Below are 19,880 nucleotides of genomic sequence, written 5' to 3' on the forward strand. Positions count from 1 at the left end.
GTTAAGTCTTAAGCTGTTTTTCTTATTTGATCCTCAATCGCTTGAGGAGTTTGATAGCCGAGACTACTATGGATTCTGTTTCGGTTATACCATCCTTCTACAAACTGAAACATGGCTACTTTTACAGCTGAATAGTCTGTGTATTGCTTATGATGCACTTCTTCTTTCTTTAATATGGCATGAAACGACTCTATGCAGGCATTACCATAAGGGCAGCCTTTCTGGCAGAAAGACTGTTTGTGTTGTATTTTTGGACATGTTGAGTAAACTCACTACTTGTGTATTGTGAGCCAAGATCGGTATGCAGAATTAAGCCCTTTCCGCGCTTTTAAGCAGTATAAGCGTTTTGAAGTGCTTCAATGACCAGTTCGGATGTCATTGAGCGGGAAAAAGAATAGCCAACGATTTTTTTAGAATGTAAATCCAATGCAGACGCCAAATAGCACCAACCATCTCTTACCGTAGGAATATACGTAATATCTGCCACCCATTTCACATTAATCGTCTGTGTAGAGAAATCTCGTTTTAACAGATTATCTAGCTGCATAAGCTTTTCATTTGACGGATAGGGACGGTATTTTTTCTTTGTAACGGAATGAATTCCTGCCTTTTTCATTAAGCGCTGAACACGCTTTAGACTTAGATGAAATCCAGTGTTTACTAAGATCTGATGAATTTTTGGAGCACCATAACGCGCTTTACTTTTCAAACAGTGTAGCTAACGCTACTCATCTAGACGCAAAGATGATCTCCATCCGAAACGTCATGCTTGGTAAAGAGTCTGTCGGTTGCATGAGGAAATGTGAAAAGAGAGGATAAATGCATGGTCCAGAATACTGCTAGGAGAAGATAGGTATGGTAAACGAAAGTAAAGGTTTGTAAGCTTCGTAACTCTTAGCTCAAGATAATGCATAAGTCTCGCTTGGGTCTTGGTAAGAGGAAAAGTAGAATCATAATGCTGCTCTGATGCGTCCCGCATCTTACCCGGAGTAAAGAACCTACCTACCCCTATTGTATCTGTGGAAAGTGGAACTTGGTAAGCCCTATGTCATCTGTGTAAGCAGTAGGATGAATGAAAAGTCAAACATGTGGCAGAGGGTATGGGATATGGGAAAAAGCGAAAGAGATACCCAATCTGATATTTCTCTTTATTTTATTGGCAGAAGGCCCGATTTCAGGAATCAAATTGTACTTTTACGAACAGTTTATAAATTCCAATTTTATATAAGGACCTTTTAATGAATCATGTCGATGATTCATCGTTTCATCCCAAATGACAGGGACTTTTTTACAGTACCCTCTGTAATAGTAAACCTTTTAGGCAAAAAAAATACTTGAATATAAATTTCACCCTAATACCATAATATAGATAACCATGGATGGCTTTAAGTGATGAGGTGATTATATGTTCTTCAAACAACAGTTCTTAAAAAATAAAAATGATAAACAAGCAATAGGTCCTCAAGATATTAACCATTTATTTACTAAAGCAAAAAAATCCAGTGATTTCGGGCAACTTTCACTTATAAATAAACCGGGACATTTCATCCTTTCTTACTACAACACACTAATTGATCGAGAACAATTTCAGTGCAAAGTATTATATGTTTTTCAAGAACCGTCTTTTGATATTGGTCACCTAAAGAACATTGAGGATATTAGGAATACGATTCCCATTGAAGATATTTTGATTACAGACAACATTGAAGTGATCGAATCGAAATTCCTTAAAGGGTATGCTATTCTGCAAATAAAAGAAAATGATTATAAGTGTGCATTAATTAATTTATCCAATGAAAAAGTTGGGTTGCGTGAGCAAAATAACGTTGAAAATGAGTTCAGCGTCGTAGGACCTCAAATCGGATTTGTTGAAAATGTCGATATCAATATACATTTACTAAGGCAGCAAATCAGTACACCTAATTTAATTATCGAAGACATTCACATAGGGTCTATGTCACATACTAAAGTCATCATCGCTTATATTGAAGGGATTACAAATGAGCAGCATATTCAAACGATGACTCAACGATTACAAAATATCGATTTTGATGTGGTTTTTGATTCCTCTCAGCTTCATCAAATCATAACCGATAATTCCTTAACACCTTTTCCGCTACTTCTATCCACGGAACGTATTGATAGAACGGTTTTTGCTTTGATTAGCGGACAAGTAGCTGTTTTTAGTAATGGATCGGCTTATGCCGTCACGGGCCCCTCCACATTACTGGATTTTTTTATTTCGCCTGAAGATTACTATTTACCTTGGATTATTGCGTCTTTTTTTCGTTTGATACGTATCTTTAGTGTGCTTTTCTCAGTTTTTGCAACCTCTATATACATAGCTGTTTTGACATATCACTATGAAATGATTCCAAAAGTGTTACTTGGTCCCCTTAGCTTTTCACGTCATAACGTTCCGTTTACACCGGTATTAGAAGTGATTTTTTTGGAATTGACAATTGAACTTTTACGTGAAGCTGGAGCACGGTTACCTACTAAGGTAGGACAAACGCTGGGAATCGTAGGTGGCATCGTAATAGGCCAGGCCGCCGTTGAAGCAGCACTTACAAGCAATGTGTTGCTTATTATTGTTGCCTTATCTGCTTTGGCTTCTTTTACTACACCGATTTATAAAATGTCGAACACCATACGCTTTATACGTTTTCCTTTGATCATATTAGCATCCATATGGGGCGGATTAGGGATTGTTTTAGGAATAAGCTTTTTGATCGCTCATCTGACACGTTTAGAATCATTAGGTACACCCTATACCGTTCCCTTATATCCATTTAGGCGTAAAGATTTGGCGGATAGCATTATACGTTCATCCTATAATGTCACTTCAAAAAGACCAAGTTATTTACGTCCTCGATCACTTTGGAGATATCATCCAAGTGACCAGATCAAAAAGAAAAACGATTTTGATAATTGATCAGAAAATAATAGATGAGGTGAGGTATGAACTCACGTTTTTTCTTTGCGATTAGCTTTATTGTCTTCCTAACTGGGTGCGAGAATGAAAGAATTATTGATCAAGTTCAGATTATCGAATCGATTGGTTATGATCAGCATGAGGATGAAATCAAGGGAACGGCTATCTATCCTACGTTCACAGAAAAAGGACAAACCCAATTAAATATCTTGACGACAAAATCTGCTTCCTATGATGATATCCTCCCGAGATTGAATACAAAGTCTGCGCATCCAATCGAAATAGGCCAATTACGTTTAGTAGTGTTCGGCAAGAAGTTGGCAAAACAAGGGATTGATCCGATTATAGAAAGCCTTAAACGGGATCCGGCTGTGGGAAGTCGAGTGCAGCTGGGTATAGCCGAACATACAGCAGAAAATATATTAATATCAGGTAAAAATACAAACTTTCCTTTCCATTTAGGCGATAAAATTGATCAGAATATACAGAATGGAAATTTGCCAAAAATGAATTTACACCTGTTTCTGGACAATTTTTATAGTAAAGGCAAGGATCCATGTTTGCCTTACTTTACCATAGAGGAGGGAAAAGCCCACGTTAATGGGTTAGCTTTATTTAAGAATGGTAAGTATATAAATCATATTAATTTAAACCAGTCATTTATTGCAAAAATGCTAATTGGCGGAGCCAAAAATGGACATTATCAAATCAAAATCAATAAAAATAAAAAGAATGGTTTTATTTCATTAAAAAATCTGGATGCAAAAGCTCATTATACAATTAGTCAAACCGATCAAGTTCCGAACATATCTATCGATTTAACGATGAATACTGAGATAAAAGATGTCCCGCCTTGGCTTAATGTAACCGCAAATAAAGATATCCCAAAAATGGAAAAAATTATGAATGATCATTTTAATGAAGAAGTCCAGCAATTAATCTCGTTGTTTCAAGAATACCAAGTAGATCCTATCGGGTTTGGAGACATGGTTAGAGCAAAATCAAGAAAGTGGAATTATATCCGGTTTCAGGATATGTATCCCCATCTCAAAACTACAGTCAATACAAAGGTGAATATTATACAAACAGGTGTCGGAGAGTAAGAATTTCATTTTTGAAGAGGAGAGGAATAAGGTGCACACTTTAACCGATGAACGATTTTCAGTATCTCCATTTTTCGTTTTCTTTCTGATTTACTCTAATATTATTGGTGTGGGAATCATGAGTTTTCAAAGAGATATTATAAGGAGTGCCGGTTACGATGCATGGATTTCCGTCCTATTATCCGGTATAAGTATTCATGTTTTAGTTTGGATGATATATCGCATTCTTACAATTGCTAATAACGATATCATTTATATCCATCAATTTTACTTTGGGAAATGGATTGGCGGGTTATTAAACGTTTTTATCATCATCTATTTTTTTGTAGTGGGATTGATTGTTTTCCGTCTCTATATTGAGGTTGTCCAAGTTTGGATGTTTCCTTTAATGAAGACATGGCAAATAAGCGTAATTTTTCTATTCCTTCTTTATTACATTGTTTCCAGTGGGTTTCGTGGGATTACCGGGATGTGTTTCTGGGGAACAGTTATACCTTTTGTTTTTCTGTTTCCCCTTTTATTCTTTTCCTTAGAATTTGCCCAATTCAATCATTTACTACCTCTTTTTAATCACTCGGTTAAGGAAATATTAGGGTCATCTAAAACGATGGTGTTTCAGTTTCTTGGCGTTGAGACTCTACTCATGTTCTATCCATTTATCAAGAATCCTGAAAAATCAAAAAAATGGGCTCATTTCGGAGTTTTGTTTACAATCTTCCTATACTTTTTCCTAACAATCATTACTTTTGCTTTCTTTAATGAAGAGCATCTCAAACATACGATTTGGCCGACCTTAACTTTACTTAAAATTGCGGAAATGCCTTTCATAGAAAGAGTTGAATATATTGTCGTTTCCTTATGCTTCCTTGTCGTATTGCCTCATATTAGCCAGCATCTATGGACAGTCTGCCGCGGACTAAAAAAGTTAGTAAATATCAAACAACGTATCAGCTTATTCATTTGCCTCTTTTTATTCTTTTTGTTCTCTAATGTATTAGAGAGCCATAAACAGATAGAACGATTAGCTAATTTATACTCATCTGTCGGCTTCTATTTTATATATTTGTATGTCCCTTTTCTCTTTTTAACGATTAACATTAAACAAAAACTAACTAAATAGAGTTTTGATGCGAGAATAATTCGATAAGGATATTAAATTTCCCCGATAAAAAAACTGTATGGAATAAATTCTACACAGTTTTTTTGAAATTCCTATTAGATTGTCAGCAACTCCAACAAGAGTCCTTTTTTAAAGTGGATTTTCAAATAATATCCAATGGCATTTTCCTAGTAGGTTTAGGAAATACTTGATCAATTCTACTGAGATCTTCTTCAGTAAACTCAATTGTTGCTGCTTCAGCATTTGCTAAAACATGTTCATCTTGAACTGCTTTTGGAATAGCGATGACGTTATTCGAACGGATGGTCCAAGCAAGAGCGATTTGTAATGGTTGCACATTGTATTTGTCAGCAATATCATGAATAGTTGGATCGTTTAAAAGCTGTCTTCTTAAAGAGCCTCCTTGAGCAAGGGGACTATAGGCCATGATTGGCATGTTATGTTCACGCTGCCATGGTAAGAGATCGAAGTCGATTCCTCTTGAACCTAAATGGTATAGCACTTGATTCGTCACGCAATTTTTTCCATTCTCAGTGTTCCATAGCTCTTCCATATCAACCGTGTCAAAATTAGAGACGCCCCATCTTAAAATTTTCCCTTCTTCACGTAGTTTTTCCATTCCTTCAATTGTTTCCTCTAAAGGAACACGTCCTCTCCAGTGAAGAAGATATAAGTCCAAGTGGTCTGTTCCGAGTCGTTTTAAGCTGTTTTCACATGCTTTTGAAATCATATCTAAACCTGCATGATGGGGATACACTTTTGAGACTAAAAAGACTTCATTTCTGCGTCCTTTAATGGCTTCGCCAACTAAGCGTTCAGAATCGCCATTTCCGTACATTTCAGCAGTGTCAATAAGTGTCATGCCCAATTCTACGCCGAGCTGCAAGGCTTTTATTTCTTTGTCTCTCACTTGAGGATTTTCCCCCATGTACCATGTTCCTTGTCCTACACTAGGTAAAGAAGTGCCGTCAGGTAGGGTTACCACGTGTTTGGCTAATGCATTTTTAATTTCCACTCTTTTCTTTTCATCCATTAGGCTCGACCCTTTCTTTTATGTATTTGGTTATCATAGAAGTAGACTGTTAACGTCTCTACGTATAAAGTACGCATATATTTAGAATTTCCGTAACCAACAAATCCATTCTTTATTGCATGATATAGCCATTTCTGCTTCCGTCTGTGCAAAAAACAAAGAAAGTGAGGATGGCCTATAAGTGTCTGACACTTCGAGTCATCCTCACCACTTCTATTCTAAATCAATTTATCAATCGACTTTGATATCAATGGATTAGATCAGATGAGCTCCTCCATCGATAAGAACGGATGTGCCAGTTGTAAACCCATTTTTCGCTAGGTAAACATAGGTTTCAGCTATATCTTTAGGTTGAGCAACACGTCCGACAGGTAATTGCTTAGCAATCCCATGGTACATAACTTGTCTTTGATCTTCTGACATTCCGCCATAAAGAGGAGTGTCAACAATACCAGGTGATACCACGTTTACTCTGATAGGTGCCAGGTCTACTGAAAGTCCTCGTACTAATCCATCGATTGCTGAATTAATGGAAGCTAGAGTCGTTGCACCTTGAGGAGGACGCACCCCATATACACCCGAAGTTAATGTAATAGAACTTTCATTATTCAAGTATGGAAGAGCAGCACGAACCGAAATATACTGCCCCCAGAACTTACTATCAAAAGCCTCTCTTACTGTTGCAACAGGCAGTTCGCTAAAGTGACCCATTGCGCCTTCACCTGCAGTCACCACTAGGTGATCAAATTTTCCAACCTTCTTGAAAAAGTCAGCAACCTTTTCCTCGCTGCGAAAGTCGATTTCATAGCCCTCTACGTTACCACCAATCTTCACTTTTGCGTCAGATAATTTTGAAGCAGAACGGCTAGCAATAATGACTTGAGCGGATTCATCGAGAAACGCCTTAGCAGCGGCTAAACCAATACCAGATGTACCTCCTAAAATAACCACTCTTTTTCCTTTTAATGACAACGGAATACCTCCTTTATTCATACGTTTGTATGACCAACTTGCGGATTCTGATTACAGAATCCGTAAGTTAAAAATATTTAAGTTTTTACATCACCATTGTTATTTAGCTAAAAGTTTTAGTGATTCACGATTGAATGCTGGAATATCTTTTGGTTCTCGACTTGTTACAATATTTTTGTTAATGACAACTTCTTCGTCTTTATAATTTGCACCAGCATTTTTCAAATCGTTGCGAATGGATTTATAGCCAGTGATGTCGACACCTTTTAAAAGGTCTGTATCGATTAACACTTGTGGTCCATGACAAATGGCAAAAACGGGTTTTTCGTCTTGGATAAATGCTTTTGCAAATTCCCCAAAACGATCGTCTTCACGCAATAAATCGGGAGAGAATCCACCAGGTATAAGCAACGCGTCAAAGTCTGCAGGATGAACTTCATCAATAGATTTATCAATTTTTATGATTGTGCCTTTTTTACCAGTGACTTCGTTACCTGATTGTTTGTCAATCGTTATAATTTCATGACCAGCTTCTTTAAAGGCTTGTGCTGGTTCAGTGTACTCCACATCTTCAAATAGGTTTGTTATAAGTGTAGCGATTTTTTTGCTCATGTTCATTAACCTCCTTAAAATTATAGAACAGAATTAAAAATATTCATTTACGTACCATGCTCTTATTATCTTTATTAGAAGTTGATTTTATCTCCGTTGTAAGCCGCAATATAGATTTTTTTCATATCCTCCACCGGTACTTCTCGTGGATTGGATGGAGTACAAGGATCCTCAACAGCTCCTGCTGCCATCTGGTTCAGGTGTTTTTCAAATTCTGCTTCTCTCACACCAAATTCCTTTAGTGTTAATGGCAGGTTTAAAGATTTGTTTGAACGACGGATGAGGTCTGTTAACGAGTCGATCAATTCGTCATCCGTATTTCCGGTTAAACCAAGAATCCTCGTAATATCCGCATATCTTGAGCTTTCCACCTTTCTGTTATAATCAATCACATATGGCAAGTAGAGTGCATTTTAAGGTTCCCTTATTCATTTTTAAAAATAGAGTACGTCATAAGTGTTTCCATCATCTTCAATGTTACTAGTGAAAATACTCAGGTTCTCTCTTAACAATGGCCCTTACTATATCTTCTGCTTCGATTTCGAGTAATTTCTCCAAGAACCTTATGGTTCCTAATACTACTTGAATATCCCCCTCTGTTTGAACGTCCTCCATTTTTTTTTGAACAATCAGTTCATTTATAACTTGTTTGAAAGCCTGGGTCTTTATAAGCCATTCTCCAATCAGTTCCTTTGTTGCGTCTTTCTCCCCTGCATTTTTCACTGCAAATAAACTTTCCATTTTTGTTTCTACGAGCGTTACGGAACCAAAATCGGAATTCATACGGATACGAAAAAAATTCTTTCTACTGTCATAATATCGTTCTTCTTTTAATAGAAAATACTCTATCCCTACTGTGATCTCAAAAAAGGGTTCTGTCTCTGTAGGATAATGTAGACCTCTTACATCAACACTTTTTACAACGTCTAAATAGGTCTCCAAACCATATTGGGTACTAATGATTTTTGCATCCATTACGTTCATGATTTCACTCCCTTTTTCACCTTACGGATTCTTTTAATATCAATCATCTTGTTTACTAAAATCCATCTCATATTAACTTAATCGCTTTTTTCAACTGTATGTCCACCAAACTCGTTCCGAAGGTCACCAACCACTTTCCCTGTAAAGGTGTCATGATCTAAAGAACGGTAGCGCATCAACAGAGACATGGCGATCACAGGAGGGGCTGCCTGCAGATCTAAGGCATTTTCCACTGTCCACTTTCGTTCTCCTGAATAATGCTGTATAACTTCCACCTAACAAGTGTATTTTATATTGTTACAGTTTATAAAGATTAGATTTATCTTAAATCCGATCTTGTTTTCAAAATACAAAGGAGAATTCTTTAATCCCCTATTAAAAGGCCTAATGTATATGTTCCTTTTCACCTTAACAATTGCGGCTTAAAAAAGATTGGTTGCGGCTTAGTATAATATCTACAACAAATAATTAAAAGTACGCACTTTTTTGTTATATAATATTTAAAAATTCACTTAGTATACTTTTATATACTATATGGTGTTGTGAGATTTTCAGTTAGAGGATTTAAAATAAAAAGATCTTCGTTATTTACGAGGATCTTTCAAAATTTCCTTAGAGTCATTATTTTAAAAATAGTTTTATCGACTCATGATAAATAAAGGAATATCCTTGGGGGCACGACTCGTTGTAATGTTTTTGCTTACTGCTGACTCTTTGCCCTTTTGGTTGCACAGGCATTTATCAAACCGTTGTGAATTGGTTTATAATGGGGATATACACAAGTATCAACATGAGGCTAACTAATATAAGCAAATATTAAGCTTTATTATTTAGAAGGATTTGCTTTCGGTAGTATAAGCGACCTATCTATACCAGATGTTTCACAAACATAAGACGCCTCCATAATAGCTGATGGATCTGTTGCTAAAACGACACTTTTTAATTTAGAAAAAAGAAACCTGTTCGTAATACAATAAATAACCTTCTTTTTTTTTCCTAAAAAACCGCCTTCTCCATATAAAAATGTGATGCTGATATTTAAGTGATTGATAATACTATCTCCAACTTCATCAGGTTTTTCTGAAATGATCATGACAGATTTCCCATGATTTAATCCATCTAAAACATAATTAATCATTTTCGTCACTATATAAAAAACTGCCAGAGAAAGCATGGCCTGTTCCAATGTATAGACAACCGCCGCAATCGTAAAGATGAAAGTATTTACGACTAATAAAAATGAGGCAATCGGAAATTGATAGTGTTGGTTAAACCAAATCGCCAGCATTTCAGTGCCATCTATTGCACCGCCAAATTTTACAACGATTCCTATCCCAACTCCTAAGATTACCCCACCGTATAGAACAATTAATACTTCAGATTGAGTAATAGGAGGAATCGATTTAAATAGTACTAAACCAACGGTAGTAATGATATTTGCATATAGAGTTCTAATGACAAAGGTTTTACCCACTTCTTTAGCTGTAAAAATTAAGATAGGAATATTTAATCCCAAAAATACAAAATAAATTGGGATTCCCCATAAAGCGTTGGCCATAATCGACAAGGCTGTTACACCACCATCTACTAGCCCGTTTGGTGCTAACATCGTTTCTAATCCCATAGCAACGATTGACGCCCCAAAAGTTAAAAAAACATACTCAACAAATTTTTTCATCATCTCACCTCAAAATATGTATTATTCTTGATTCCTTACTATAAAACAGTTCATCTATAATCCTTTACAACACAGGAATATTATTTACCTTTTTCCAGATTGTACTCCTTTATTTCCCTTATGGACTGGATCATTGCAAATAAAAAGACCACAGGTCTTGACTTATTAAAAGTCTACTTGTGGTTTTAATTCCCTATTTTTAGAACGATTGTTATTTAATAGACGCACTTTTATTGGCAGGAGTATCCATCACTTTCTCCATATAGTTTTTACCCCATTTATACATGGAATCCAGTATTGGCATTAAGCTTTTTCCTTGTTCGGTCAATGAATATTCTACTTTTGGCGGAACAACAGGATAGACTTTTCGTTCAACAATGAGGTCGTCTTCTAGCTCGCGTAATTGGTTAACAAGCATTCGTTGAGTAATGCCCGGCATAAGAGCCTTCAGCTCACCAAATCGCTTCGTTCCCTCTTTTCCTAAATGCCACAAAATCAGCATTTTCCATTTACCGCCAATAACATAAAGCGTTAATTCTTTTTCACAATTAAACATTTTGTCCTGCATACGTGACATTTGTTTCACCTCCACTTCTATATAGAATAACCCATAGTATACTTTTTAACACTATGTAAAAATAAAGTGCGTACTTTCACACTTTAAATATACGTATTATACTAACGTGGTACCATCGTTAACAAGAGCATTGGTTACAGTTGCCAGGAGAAATGAAAGTGAGCAATGGGCATTATTACTACTGTGCAACAAACTTAAAAAATTATGAGGAGTGAAACATAGATGGAATTACAATTAGCATTAGATTTAGTTAACATTCCAGAAGCAATCGAATTGGTAAAAGAAGTAGAGGAGCATATTGATATCGTAGAAATCGGAACACCGGTTGTGATCAACGAAGGTCTCCATGCTGTAAAGGCAGTAAAAGAAGCATTCCCTAACTTAAAAGTATTAGCAGACCTGAAAATTATGGATGCTGCTGGATATGAAGTGATGAAAGCTTCCGAAGCAGGTGCTGATATCATCACTATTCTTGGAACGGCTGAAGATATGTCGATTAAAGGTGCTGTAGAAGAAGCGAAAAAACAAGGTAAAAAAGTCCTTGTCGATATGATTGCGGTAAAAGACCTTACTGGACGTGCTAAAGAAGTGGATGCTATGGGCGTGGATTATATTTGTGTTCACACGGGCTACGATCTTCAAGCAGTCGGAAAAAATTCTTTTGAAGATCTACAAACCATCAAAAGTGTGGTTAAAAACGCTAAAACGGCCATCGCAGGCGGCATTAAATTAGAAACACTTCCAGAAGTCATTAAAGTAAATCCAGACCTTGTCATTGTAGGCGGCGGGATTACTGGACAAGCTGATAAAAAAGCTGCTGCTGCCAAAATGCAACAAATGATCAAAGAACAAACGGTTACAGCAGGTTAATCCTAAGATGCAGACGACTCAATATTTGGCAGAAATCTTAAAAGAGCTTAATCATTCAGCTGACTTAATCGCAGATGAAGAAGCTGAAAAACTCGTCAATGGGATACTTGAATCGAAAAAGGTTTTTGTCGCCGGTGCAGGCAGATCAGGCTTCATGGCCAAATCCTTCGCCATGCGGATGATGCATATGGGAATTGATTCTTATGTAATCGGTGAAACGGTAACTCCCAACTTTGAAAAAGAGGATATCTTAATCATCGGATCCGGATCCGGTGAAACAAAAAGCTTAGTCTCCATGGCTGAAAAAGCAAAAAGCATTGGTGGTAAAATTGCAACTGTCACGATATTCCCTGATTCCACTATTGGACAGTTAGCCGATGTCACCATTAAATTGCCTGGATCACCGAAAGACCAATCAAAAGGTGATTATAAAACCATCCAACCAATGGGCTCACTATTTGAGCAGACCCTTTTACTTTTTTATGATGCCGTCATCTTAAGATTCATGGAGAAAAAGGGGTTAGATACCAATAAGATGTATGGAAAACATGCCAATCTTGAATAAAACATAGTCCTAAGAATGTAATAACCAAAAGACCGCAGAAATTCTAAAGAAACTTTGCGGTCTTTTGGTTATTCTTTAAAACATCATTTTGTTATTATTAACAATTATTCTAAAATTCTTTAATAAGGAATGATATCATGATTTCACTAAAAGGAAAAACTGCTTTAATTACTGGGGCAGGCAGAGGAATTGGGCGTGCTACTGCGATTGCTTTAGCAAAAGAAGGAGTTAATCTAGGATTGATTGGATTAACGATGTCAAATCTTGAAAAGGTAACCGCAGAACTAAAGCAATATGATGTGAACGTTTCAGCAGCAACAGCAGATGTAGCCGATCTTGAAGCAGTCCATCATGCTGTTGAACATATCAAATCAGACCTAGGTTTTATTGATATTTTAATCAACAATGCAGGTATAGCTAAATTTGGCGGTTTTCTTGATTTAACTCCAGAAGAATGGGAAAACATCATCCGAGTAAACTTGATGGGTGTATATAATGTAACAAGAGCTGTTTTACCTGATATGATTGAAAGAAAATCAGGAGATATTGTGAATATCTCCTCAACTGCCGGTCAAAAAGGAGCACCTGTTACAAGTGCTTACAGCGCTTCTAAATTTGCTGTTTTAGGACTAACAGAATCACTCATGCTAGAGGTAAGAAAGCATAATATCCGTGTAACGGCTTTAACACCAAGTACAGTTGCAACTGATTTGGCAATTGAAACCAATCTTATCAGCGGAAATCCTGAAAATGTTATGCAATCAGAAGATTTAGCAGAGCTGCTTGTAGCCGGGTTAAAGCTTCATCCAAGAGTCCTAGTAAAGACTTCAGGATTATGGTCAACTAATCCTTAATTTGAGAAGCGATCGACTCTTCTTGTCTATATTGGATAAGAAGCAGGAACCTAGTTGTAAAGTGTACCCTTTGTAAAGGATATTTTCAAAAAAATATTAGGTAGCTTGAAGAAGATGATCTCTGTATTATACAGGGGTCATCTTTTTTAGGTTCCATTGATATCTGTTATGGTTATAGTAAGTAATGTAATTGTCTATTTTATGTTTTAGTTCATCTAAAAGCTCAATTAAGGAAAAGAGAATAGAATTATGTCCATTTTCTAAAACGTATAAATTGAGATGATAATAATTTATAATAAATTTCAAATTATCCAAATAAATACCGATAATACTACTTGTTCTATAAGCGCTTCCGATGTAATGAAAAAGTTTACAAAGCTCCTAGAAAGACGCCTATAGATGAATTCTCTCCAAAACGATTAAGTATAACAAACTATGTTTTGTTATAGGAAGAAGAACTGGGCAATAGCCGAACAGTTAAGGAAGCTTATGAATCACAAGGTATATTTACACTGAGTGATTTTACAGTAGACAAGAAAGAAAACCTTATTTATCCAGAATCTCAAATCGATATTCATTTAAATTGGTGTTAAAGTCTTGATTTTTCAAAGCTATATAACAACTCGAACCACTTAAAAAATGGGCAAAATAATCCTCATCTCTCCGCCACCTGTTCTCTAAGCTAATTTGTGTAGTACCTTTAAAGCCGTTTCCTAGCTCTGTCTAAAGCATAAAATTTGATTTTGTGTATAAAGGGAAATAATATAGATATATCGAGAATTATCGATATAATTTTGTTCGATTGGTTTATACGCATTCAAAGACAAAATAGATTTTAATAAGATCAGAAAGGGCGGACACCGTTGAATCGGGAATTAACTATGATAAATGACGAACAGGCAGTTGAAATTTTCAAGGCTCTATCAAATCAGAGTAAATATTCTGCAAATGTTGAAAGAACCTGATAATAATTTTTCCCCGCAGGCACATGTCATCAAAGAAAAGGGCTTTGATGGCGGGGTTTGTGTTAGTGATATTCGTAGCAAAGTAGAACTATCACAGTCCACTACCTCCCAGTATTTGTCCATCCTATTACAAAGCGGGATGGTGGAAATGAAGCGAATCCGACAATGGACTTATTATCGACGCAATGAGGAAACCATTAAACAGCTTGAAAAATATATAGGCTTAAAAATATAACCTTTTAAGGAGGAACAAGAGTGAGGTTTCAAAATCATCGTGCCTATAACAGCATGTACCAGAAAGACAAAATGACACTCGGATTTATCCTCCCGACTGCCAGGATGTCTAAAAATCCGATTATGGAGAATCAGCTGGAGCTTGCCCGTAAAATTGAGGAATATGGCTTTGCTTCATTATGGCTCCGTGATATTACGATGCAGAATTTGAATATTGATGATAACGGCCAAAAGTACGATTTATGGATTTATTTGACGTATCTTGCTGCCTATACGAAGCACATTGCGTTAGTGACAGGAAGTGTAGTTCTCCCTTTGCGCCACCCTGTCAGGGTAGCCAAGGAAGCTGCATCAATTGATCAATTGTTTCCAGGTCGATTGATTATGGGAGTGGCATCAGGGGACAGGGAAAAAGACTTTACAGCTTTAGGGATATTTAAGCAAGAAAGCGGTTCGTTATTCAAAGAAAATTTCGAAATTCTCGACCGGCTGTTAAAAGAGGATCAGCCGACAATCCACAGCCACGCCGGGCTGATCGATGGTACAGATATGAGGTTAATCCCAAAGCCTGTATCTTCGATTCCTACCATGGTAACTGGATTTAGCAATCAGTCCATCAATTGGATAGCTAGGAACGGGGATGGGTGGCTTCAATACCCAAGAAACATTATTCAACAGGAGCAGCTTATCCAGGATTATCGTGCTTTAACTGAAGTTCATGCTCCAGGAGATTTTAAACCCTTCTCTCAAAGCTTGTTCATCAATTTATCGGAAAATCCGGATGAAATGCCTGTCCCCATACCCTTAGGCTATTCCGTGGGAAGAAACCGTTTAGTTGATCTACTTCATCAATTTCAAGCGATTGGTGTCAACCATTTGGCGTTTGTTCTGTATTTTTCCAAGCGTCCTCCAGAGGAAGTAATCCAGGAACTTGGAGAATTTGTTTTACCCTACTTTCCAACTCATAAAGGTACAGGTCAGCTTTAAAAAATTAAATTGTATAAAAGGAAGAAGAACTATGACAAAGAAAATAGAACTTTCAGTACTAGATCCCTCCCCAATTGTCGAGGGAGGATCAGCCAAACTTTCTCTTCAAAACACGCTTGATCTAGCAAAGAAAACAGAGCAGTGGGGATATAAACGGTTTTGGCTTGCTGAACATCATAATTGGGCAGGAATGGCAAGTTCAGCATCCCCGATAGTAATTGGACGAGTGGCCTCTGTCACGGAAAAAATGCATATTGGATCAGGAGCAATGCTACTTTCCCATTATTCTCCTCTTTCCGTGGCTGAGCACTTTGGAACGTTAGAAACCTTCTTCCCTGGCCGGATCGACCTTGGATTGGGGCGGGCACCTGGCACCGACCAATATACAGCAAATATATTGCGGCAGCGGGTTGCTGGTGAACCTGAATTTGATGCCCGGCTTGAGGAGCTTATCGCATATCTTTATGGTACAGGAACAGCCACTAAGAATGGTTCATTTAGCTTTCACGCCATTCCCGGCGAAAAAACAAATGTGCCAATTTGGCTGTTAGGTTCAGGTTTTTATAGTGCACAATTAGCTGGAATACTTGGGTTACCATTCTCTTTCGCAGGACATTTTGCTCCAGGTAATATGATGGAGGCGATAAAACTGTACCGAGATTCTTTTCGTCCGTCTCAATTTTTGGAGGAGCCTTATGTACTGTTAGCCGTTCAAGTGGTGGCTGCTGATGAGAAACAGGAGGCACAAAGGCTTGCCACTTCGATGTATCAAAAATTTCTTTTGTTAACCCGCGGACAGCCTTCGCCCATTTTGCCTCCTGTTGATAATATGGATGAGCTTTGGAACGATAATGAGCGCAGGGCGGTTGAAGAACAGCTTTTCACTTCCATCATCGGGGACCCTGCAGATGTGAAGCAGCAGCTCCATGAGTTAATAAAAAAGACTGATGCTGATGAAATTATGGCTCATACAGAGATTTTTGATCATAAGGCACGGCTACGCTCTTATGAAATTATGGCTCAGGCTACAGTGAATTAAACAGTGTCTAGTCTAATAAAGGATGTATTTTCTGCAGATATTAAATCAGTTAAATTAATGTAATTTAGATTGAAGCAGTAAAAGAAGACAAAGAAAACAGCCTGTAAATTCTTTTATAGGTTTGAAACGGAATTTTTAAAGAAAGAAGATGAGCATATGCCTGAAAATGATACAAAACAAATTACGGATATTCCATTCTCAATCCTGGATCTCTCTCCAATTGCAGATGGAAGTACGCCGGCTGATTCTTTTCGTAATACTTTGGAGCTGGCCCGGCTCGCTGAAAAGCTGGGGTATAACCGATATTGGCTCGCTGAGCATCATAATATGCCATTTATCGCCAGCTCTGCAACATCGGTAGTCATTTCCCATGTTGCAGCAGGTACATCAAAAATTCGGGTAGGTTCAGGCGGCATTATGCTACCGAATCATGCACCTCTTGTTATTGCTGAGCAATTTGGTACTCTGGAATCATTATATCCAGGACGTATTGATCTTGGCTTGGGCCGTGCACCAGGCACTGATCAGCTTACCGCACGTGCATTAAGACGTGACTTGAGAAGTTTAGGAGAAGATTTCCCTGAGCAGCTGGCTGAGCTCCGGAATTACTTTGACCCTTCCCTGGCACAAGGATCTAGTCATGTTAAAGCAATTCCGGGTGAAGGATTAAACATACCTATTTGGCTGTTAGGTTCAAGCGGATACAGTGCTCAGCTGGCAGGAGAGCTTGGACTGCCGTTTGCATTTGCGAGCCATTTCTCGCCGCATAACACACTGCCGGCTATCCAGCTGTACCGCCGTTCGTTTAAGCCTTCTAAAGTACTGGACAAGCCGCATGCAATGGTAGGGCTAAACATCATTGCGGCCGACACAGATCAAGAAGCTGAGTGGCTCGCTACAACGTTGCAGCAGCAGTTCTTAAATTTGATGCGCGGGAAGGAAGTCCCATTGCAGCCGCCAGTAGATAATATTAACGATATAGCGAGCGACTATGAAATAGCTGCCCTTGAGAATCAATTAGGAACTTCGATTGTCGGCAGTCCTCAAATCGTAAAAGAAAAGCTGGAAAAGTTTCTGGATGAAAGTCAAGCCGATGAAATCATGGCAATCGCCCAAGTTTATGATCATAAGGCCCGCCTCCATTCCTATGAAATATTGGCAGAAATTACTCAGCTAAAATAGGTCAAAACTGGACGAGCCTTATGGCAAGCTTTTAATGTATCTCCATAAATTTTTTATATAGAATATAAAAAATTGCCTGTCAAAGAAATTTTTGTAGTCTATGTTATCCAGTTGCTCAATAGCAAAGCCCTTTAACAAACTTGATGTAAACAAAAGGAGAAAAAAAGATGAATACAAAATATGAAGCTGCTTTTAAACCATTTACCTTCCGTTCTGGAGTTGAAATAAAGAACCGTATTACAATGGCACCCATGACCAATACGGCGGCACATGAAAATGGTGAAGTATCAGACGAAGAAGTTGCGTACTATCAAGAACGTGCCGGTGGCGTAGGAGCTGTAATCACCGCATGCACATACGTCACCAGGAATGGAAAAGGATTCCCGGGTGAATTTGGGGCGGATTCTGATTCCCTAATCCCTAGTTTAAGAGGTGTGGCGACAGCTATACAGGAAAAAGGTTCAAAGGCGATTTTACAAATTTTTCACGGTGGCAGAATGTGCCCGCCTGAAGAATTGCTCGATCGTCAACCAATCGCTCCGAGTGCGGTAGCAGCAGAACGGGACGATGCCGTGGTACCTCGGGAAATGACAGCAGACGAAATCGATGAAATTATTAAAGCATTTGGTGAAGCAACCAGAAGAGCAATCGAAGCTGGGTATGATGGGGTTGAAATCCATGGTGCCAATACGTATTTGATTCAACAATTCTTTTCTCCACACTCAAATCGCAGAACTGACAAGTGGGGTGGAACGCTGGAAAAACGTATGTCCTTCCCGCTTGCTGTAGTTGACGCTGTTAAAAAAGCAGTTTCAGACCATGCAACAAAACCTTTTATCATCGGCTATCGGTTATCGCCTGAAGAAAGAGAGAATCCTGGCATCACTATGGAAGAAACGTTGCAATTAGTGGACAAGTTAGTGGACCTAGATCTGGATTATCTCCATATTTCAGTCGGCGGCTTTTGGAACGGATCAATCCGTGATGATAACGATCAGACATCCCGAGTTGTTATGATCCATGAACGTGTGGGCGATCGTGTTCCTGTGATGGGTGTTGGGATGCTGCGAACACCCGATGAAGTGATGAAAGCATTTGAAACAGGTGTACCTTTAATCGCTTTAGGAAGGGAATTGATAATGGAACCTCAGTGGGTACAAAAAATACAAGCCGGTGAAGAAAACAAAATCCGTACAACATTATCTAAAAAAGATCAAAAAGAACTGGCTATTTCTGATAAAATGTGGGAGTACTATACTGGCATCCCTGGCTGGCTTCCTATTGTATAAGGAGTTCACTTATCTCATCCCATCTCTGCTTTCTTGAATTGTTCAACAAAAAATGGGGATCGTGATGATAATTGTCCTTGCTCAGCAAGTATAAGAATATACCTTATACTAAACAAGAATACTAAACAAGACGGAACATTTTAAAGGGAACTCTTTTAGACGTATATTTAATTACTATAAATTTTTACAAATCTACCTTTTAAAATCTGCAAACACTGGGTGACTTTTTATTTTATTAACGATAATAATTACTTTAACATCTTGTAATAGATTTAAATATCTCGTCCGTAAACGTATAGAATAAAGTGAGATTATATAGAAAAGACCACAAATTAAAAAATGTGGTCTTTTCTATATATTTTAAGCTATTTTCTATTCGAGATTAGCATGTTTACCATACATTTTATTAGAATCTAGGCTTTTTTCTCTCTAAAGCGTAAGATTAAGGCATCATAAAATAACAGCATTGTTTGCTCAAATAGAGATCCCATTGGTTGAATGGTCCTGAATCACCTTCAGATTGATCTTTCGTGACTCCCGGTAATTTAACAGTAATATCAGCTAACTCTCCAATGGTTGATTCAGGAGAAATGGTTATAGCTGCGACTGTACCTCCTAAGCTTTTTCAGCAATGGCAACTAAGGTTTTTGTTTCTCCTGATCCTGAACCACTGATTAATAAATCGTCTTTTTCTAAATTAGTTGTTACTGTTTCCCCAACTACATAGGCATCAATCCAGATCTGTCTGCACTCGCCACAAAAATTTTCTTGGATTCTAAAATCTGGTTTATTAATTTCTCTGCTTCTGAATCACAAATCAAGTGGATTGTTTGACTTAATTCTTGAACGACCTCAGCTAAATATTGAGTAGTCTTCATTGT

17 protein-coding genes and 5 pseudogenes are annotated in these 19,880 nt (G+C 37.7%); 11 read left to right on the forward strand and 11 right to left on the reverse strand.

Features of this window, described 5'->3' with window-relative positions:
* Nucleotides 1-8 precede the first annotated feature (8 nt).
* Nucleotides 9-703 (reverse strand): annotated as a pseudogene (locus AC1DEF_RS11230) (IS3 family transposase); the annotation flags it as partial.
* 702 nt (nucleotides 704-1,405) lie between these two features.
* Between AC1DEF_RS11230 and AC1DEF_RS11235 the strand changes: the two are divergent.
* Genes AC1DEF_RS11235 through AC1DEF_RS11245 form a run of 3 tightly spaced genes read left to right on the forward strand, consistent with a single transcriptional unit; the run spans nucleotide 1,406 to nucleotide 5,158 of the window.
* The gene (locus AC1DEF_RS11235; protein WP_477727369.1) at nucleotides 1,406-2,935 is read left to right on the forward strand and encodes a spore germination protein; all 1,530 of its coding nucleotides are present in this window, start codon (nucleotides 1,406-1,408) and stop codon (nucleotides 2,933-2,935) included.
* 26 nt (nucleotides 2,936-2,961) lie between these two features.
* Nucleotides 2,962-4,038: a Ger(x)C family spore germination protein gene (locus AC1DEF_RS11240; protein ID WP_477727370.1), complete on the forward strand. Its 1,077-nt coding sequence runs from the start codon at nucleotides 2,962-2,964 to the stop codon at nucleotides 4,036-4,038.
* A 31-nt stretch (nucleotides 4,039-4,069) separates the two neighbouring features.
* The gene (locus tag AC1DEF_RS11245) at nucleotides 4,070-5,158 is read left to right on the forward strand and encodes a GerAB/ArcD/ProY family transporter (RefSeq protein ID WP_097825054.1); all 1,089 of its coding nucleotides are present in this window, start codon (nucleotides 4,070-4,072) and stop codon (nucleotides 5,156-5,158) included.
* 142 nt (nucleotides 5,159-5,300) lie between these two features.
* On the opposite strand, the gene AC1DEF_RS11250 is transcribed toward AC1DEF_RS11245, so the two are convergent.
* From AC1DEF_RS11250 to hxlR, 8 genes and pseudogenes are all read right to left on the reverse strand, one after another.
* Nucleotides 5,301-6,191, reverse strand: coding sequence for an aldo/keto reductase (locus tag AC1DEF_RS11250; protein WP_097825055.1), 891 nt, complete (start codon nucleotides 6,189-6,191; stop codon nucleotides 5,301-5,303).
* Between the two features lie 255 nt (nucleotides 6,192-6,446).
* On the reverse strand, nucleotides 6,447-7,163 hold the full coding sequence (locus AC1DEF_RS11255) for an SDR family oxidoreductase (protein ID WP_097825056.1): 717 nt from the start codon (nucleotides 7,161-7,163) through the stop codon (nucleotides 6,447-6,449).
* A 99-nt stretch (nucleotides 7,164-7,262) separates the two neighbouring features.
* Entirely contained in the window at nucleotides 7,263-7,775 is a 513-nt protein-coding gene (locus AC1DEF_RS11260) for a type 1 glutamine amidotransferase domain-containing protein (RefSeq protein WP_097825057.1), read from the reverse strand.
* Between the two features lie 74 nt (nucleotides 7,776-7,849).
* Nucleotides 7,850-8,176, reverse strand: a complete 327-nt coding sequence (locus AC1DEF_RS11265; protein WP_255255803.1) for a dehydroquinate synthase/iron-containing alcohol dehydrogenase family protein — start codon at nucleotides 8,174-8,176, stop codon at nucleotides 7,850-7,852.
* Between the two features lie 79 nt (nucleotides 8,177-8,255).
* Nucleotides 8,256-8,759, reverse strand: coding sequence for a hypothetical protein (locus AC1DEF_RS11270; protein ID WP_477727371.1), 504 nt, complete (start codon nucleotides 8,757-8,759; stop codon nucleotides 8,256-8,258).
* Between the two features lie 77 nt (nucleotides 8,760-8,836).
* A pseudogene (locus AC1DEF_RS11275) lies at nucleotides 8,837-9,019 on the reverse strand (phosphogluconate dehydrogenase (NAD(+)-dependent, decarboxylating)); the annotation flags it as partial.
* 566 nt (nucleotides 9,020-9,585) lie between these two features.
* Nucleotides 9,586-10,437 carry a YitT family protein gene (locus AC1DEF_RS11280; protein WP_318331259.1) on the reverse strand — a complete coding sequence of 284 codons (852 nt, stop codon included), beginning with the start codon at nucleotides 10,435-10,437 and terminating at the stop codon, nucleotides 9,586-9,588.
* Nucleotides 10,438-10,648: 211 nt separating this feature from the next.
* Nucleotides 10,649-11,014, reverse strand: a complete 366-nt coding sequence (hxlR, locus tag AC1DEF_RS11285) for a transcriptional activator HxlR (protein ID WP_318331243.1) — start codon at nucleotides 11,012-11,014, stop codon at nucleotides 10,649-10,651.
* A 222-nt stretch (nucleotides 11,015-11,236) separates the two neighbouring features.
* Here hxlR and hxlA point away from each other — a divergent pair, with 222 nt between their 5' ends.
* The 3 genes from hxlA (at nucleotide 11,237) to AC1DEF_RS11300 (ending at nucleotide 13,303) form a co-directional block, all read left to right on the forward strand.
* On the forward strand, nucleotides 11,237-11,884 hold the full coding sequence (hxlA, locus tag AC1DEF_RS11290; RefSeq protein WP_016766128.1) for a 3-hexulose-6-phosphate synthase: 648 nt from the start codon (nucleotides 11,237-11,239) through the stop codon (nucleotides 11,882-11,884).
* A gap of 7 nt (nucleotides 11,885-11,891) precedes the next feature.
* On the forward strand, nucleotides 11,892-12,449 hold the full coding sequence (gene hxlB, locus AC1DEF_RS11295) for a 6-phospho-3-hexuloisomerase (RefSeq protein ID WP_034655759.1): 558 nt from the start codon (nucleotides 11,892-11,894) through the stop codon (nucleotides 12,447-12,449).
* A gap of 137 nt (nucleotides 12,450-12,586) precedes the next feature.
* Complete coding sequence (locus AC1DEF_RS11300) at nucleotides 12,587-13,303, forward strand: 3-ketoacyl-ACP reductase (protein WP_318331242.1); 717 nt, start codon at nucleotides 12,587-12,589, stop codon at nucleotides 13,301-13,303.
* A 126-nt stretch (nucleotides 13,304-13,429) separates the two neighbouring features.
* On the opposite strand, the pseudogene AC1DEF_RS11305 reads toward AC1DEF_RS11300, so the two are convergent.
* A pseudogene (locus AC1DEF_RS11305) lies at nucleotides 13,430-13,519 on the reverse strand (IS3 family transposase); the annotation flags it as partial.
* A 665-nt stretch (nucleotides 13,520-14,184) separates the two neighbouring features.
* On the opposite strand from AC1DEF_RS11305, the pseudogene AC1DEF_RS11310 reads away from it, so the two are divergent.
* The 5 genes and pseudogenes from AC1DEF_RS11310 to AC1DEF_RS11330 all read left to right on the forward strand — a co-directional run bounded on the left by AC1DEF_RS11310 (nucleotide 14,185) and on the right by AC1DEF_RS11330 (nucleotide 18,999).
* Nucleotides 14,185-14,503 (forward strand): annotated as a pseudogene (locus tag AC1DEF_RS11310) (ArsR/SmtB family transcription factor).
* A 20-nt stretch (nucleotides 14,504-14,523) separates the two neighbouring features.
* Complete coding sequence (locus AC1DEF_RS11315) at nucleotides 14,524-15,489, forward strand: TIGR03571 family LLM class oxidoreductase (protein ID WP_097825058.1); 966 nt, start codon at nucleotides 14,524-14,526, stop codon at nucleotides 15,487-15,489.
* Between the two features lie 31 nt (nucleotides 15,490-15,520).
* Nucleotides 15,521-16,528, forward strand: a complete 1,008-nt coding sequence (locus AC1DEF_RS11320) for an LLM class flavin-dependent oxidoreductase (protein WP_097825059.1) — start codon at nucleotides 15,521-15,523, stop codon at nucleotides 16,526-16,528.
* Between the two features lie 156 nt (nucleotides 16,529-16,684).
* On the forward strand, nucleotides 16,685-17,710 hold the full coding sequence (locus AC1DEF_RS11325; RefSeq protein ID WP_097825060.1) for an LLM class flavin-dependent oxidoreductase: 1,026 nt from the start codon (nucleotides 16,685-16,687) through the stop codon (nucleotides 17,708-17,710).
* 167 nt (nucleotides 17,711-17,877) lie between these two features.
* Nucleotides 17,878-18,999: an NADH-dependent flavin oxidoreductase gene (locus tag AC1DEF_RS11330; RefSeq protein ID WP_097825061.1), complete on the forward strand. Its 1,122-nt coding sequence runs from the start codon at nucleotides 17,878-17,880 to the stop codon at nucleotides 18,997-18,999.
* Between the two features lie 372 nt (nucleotides 19,000-19,371).
* On the opposite strand, the pseudogene hxlB (AC1DEF_RS11335) reads toward AC1DEF_RS11330, so the two are convergent.
* A pseudogene (gene hxlB / locus AC1DEF_RS11335) lies at nucleotides 19,372-19,877 on the reverse strand (6-phospho-3-hexuloisomerase).
* Nucleotides 19,878-19,880: the final 3 nt, after the last annotated feature.

Source organism: Priestia sp. 10L35, assembly GCF_056395685.1.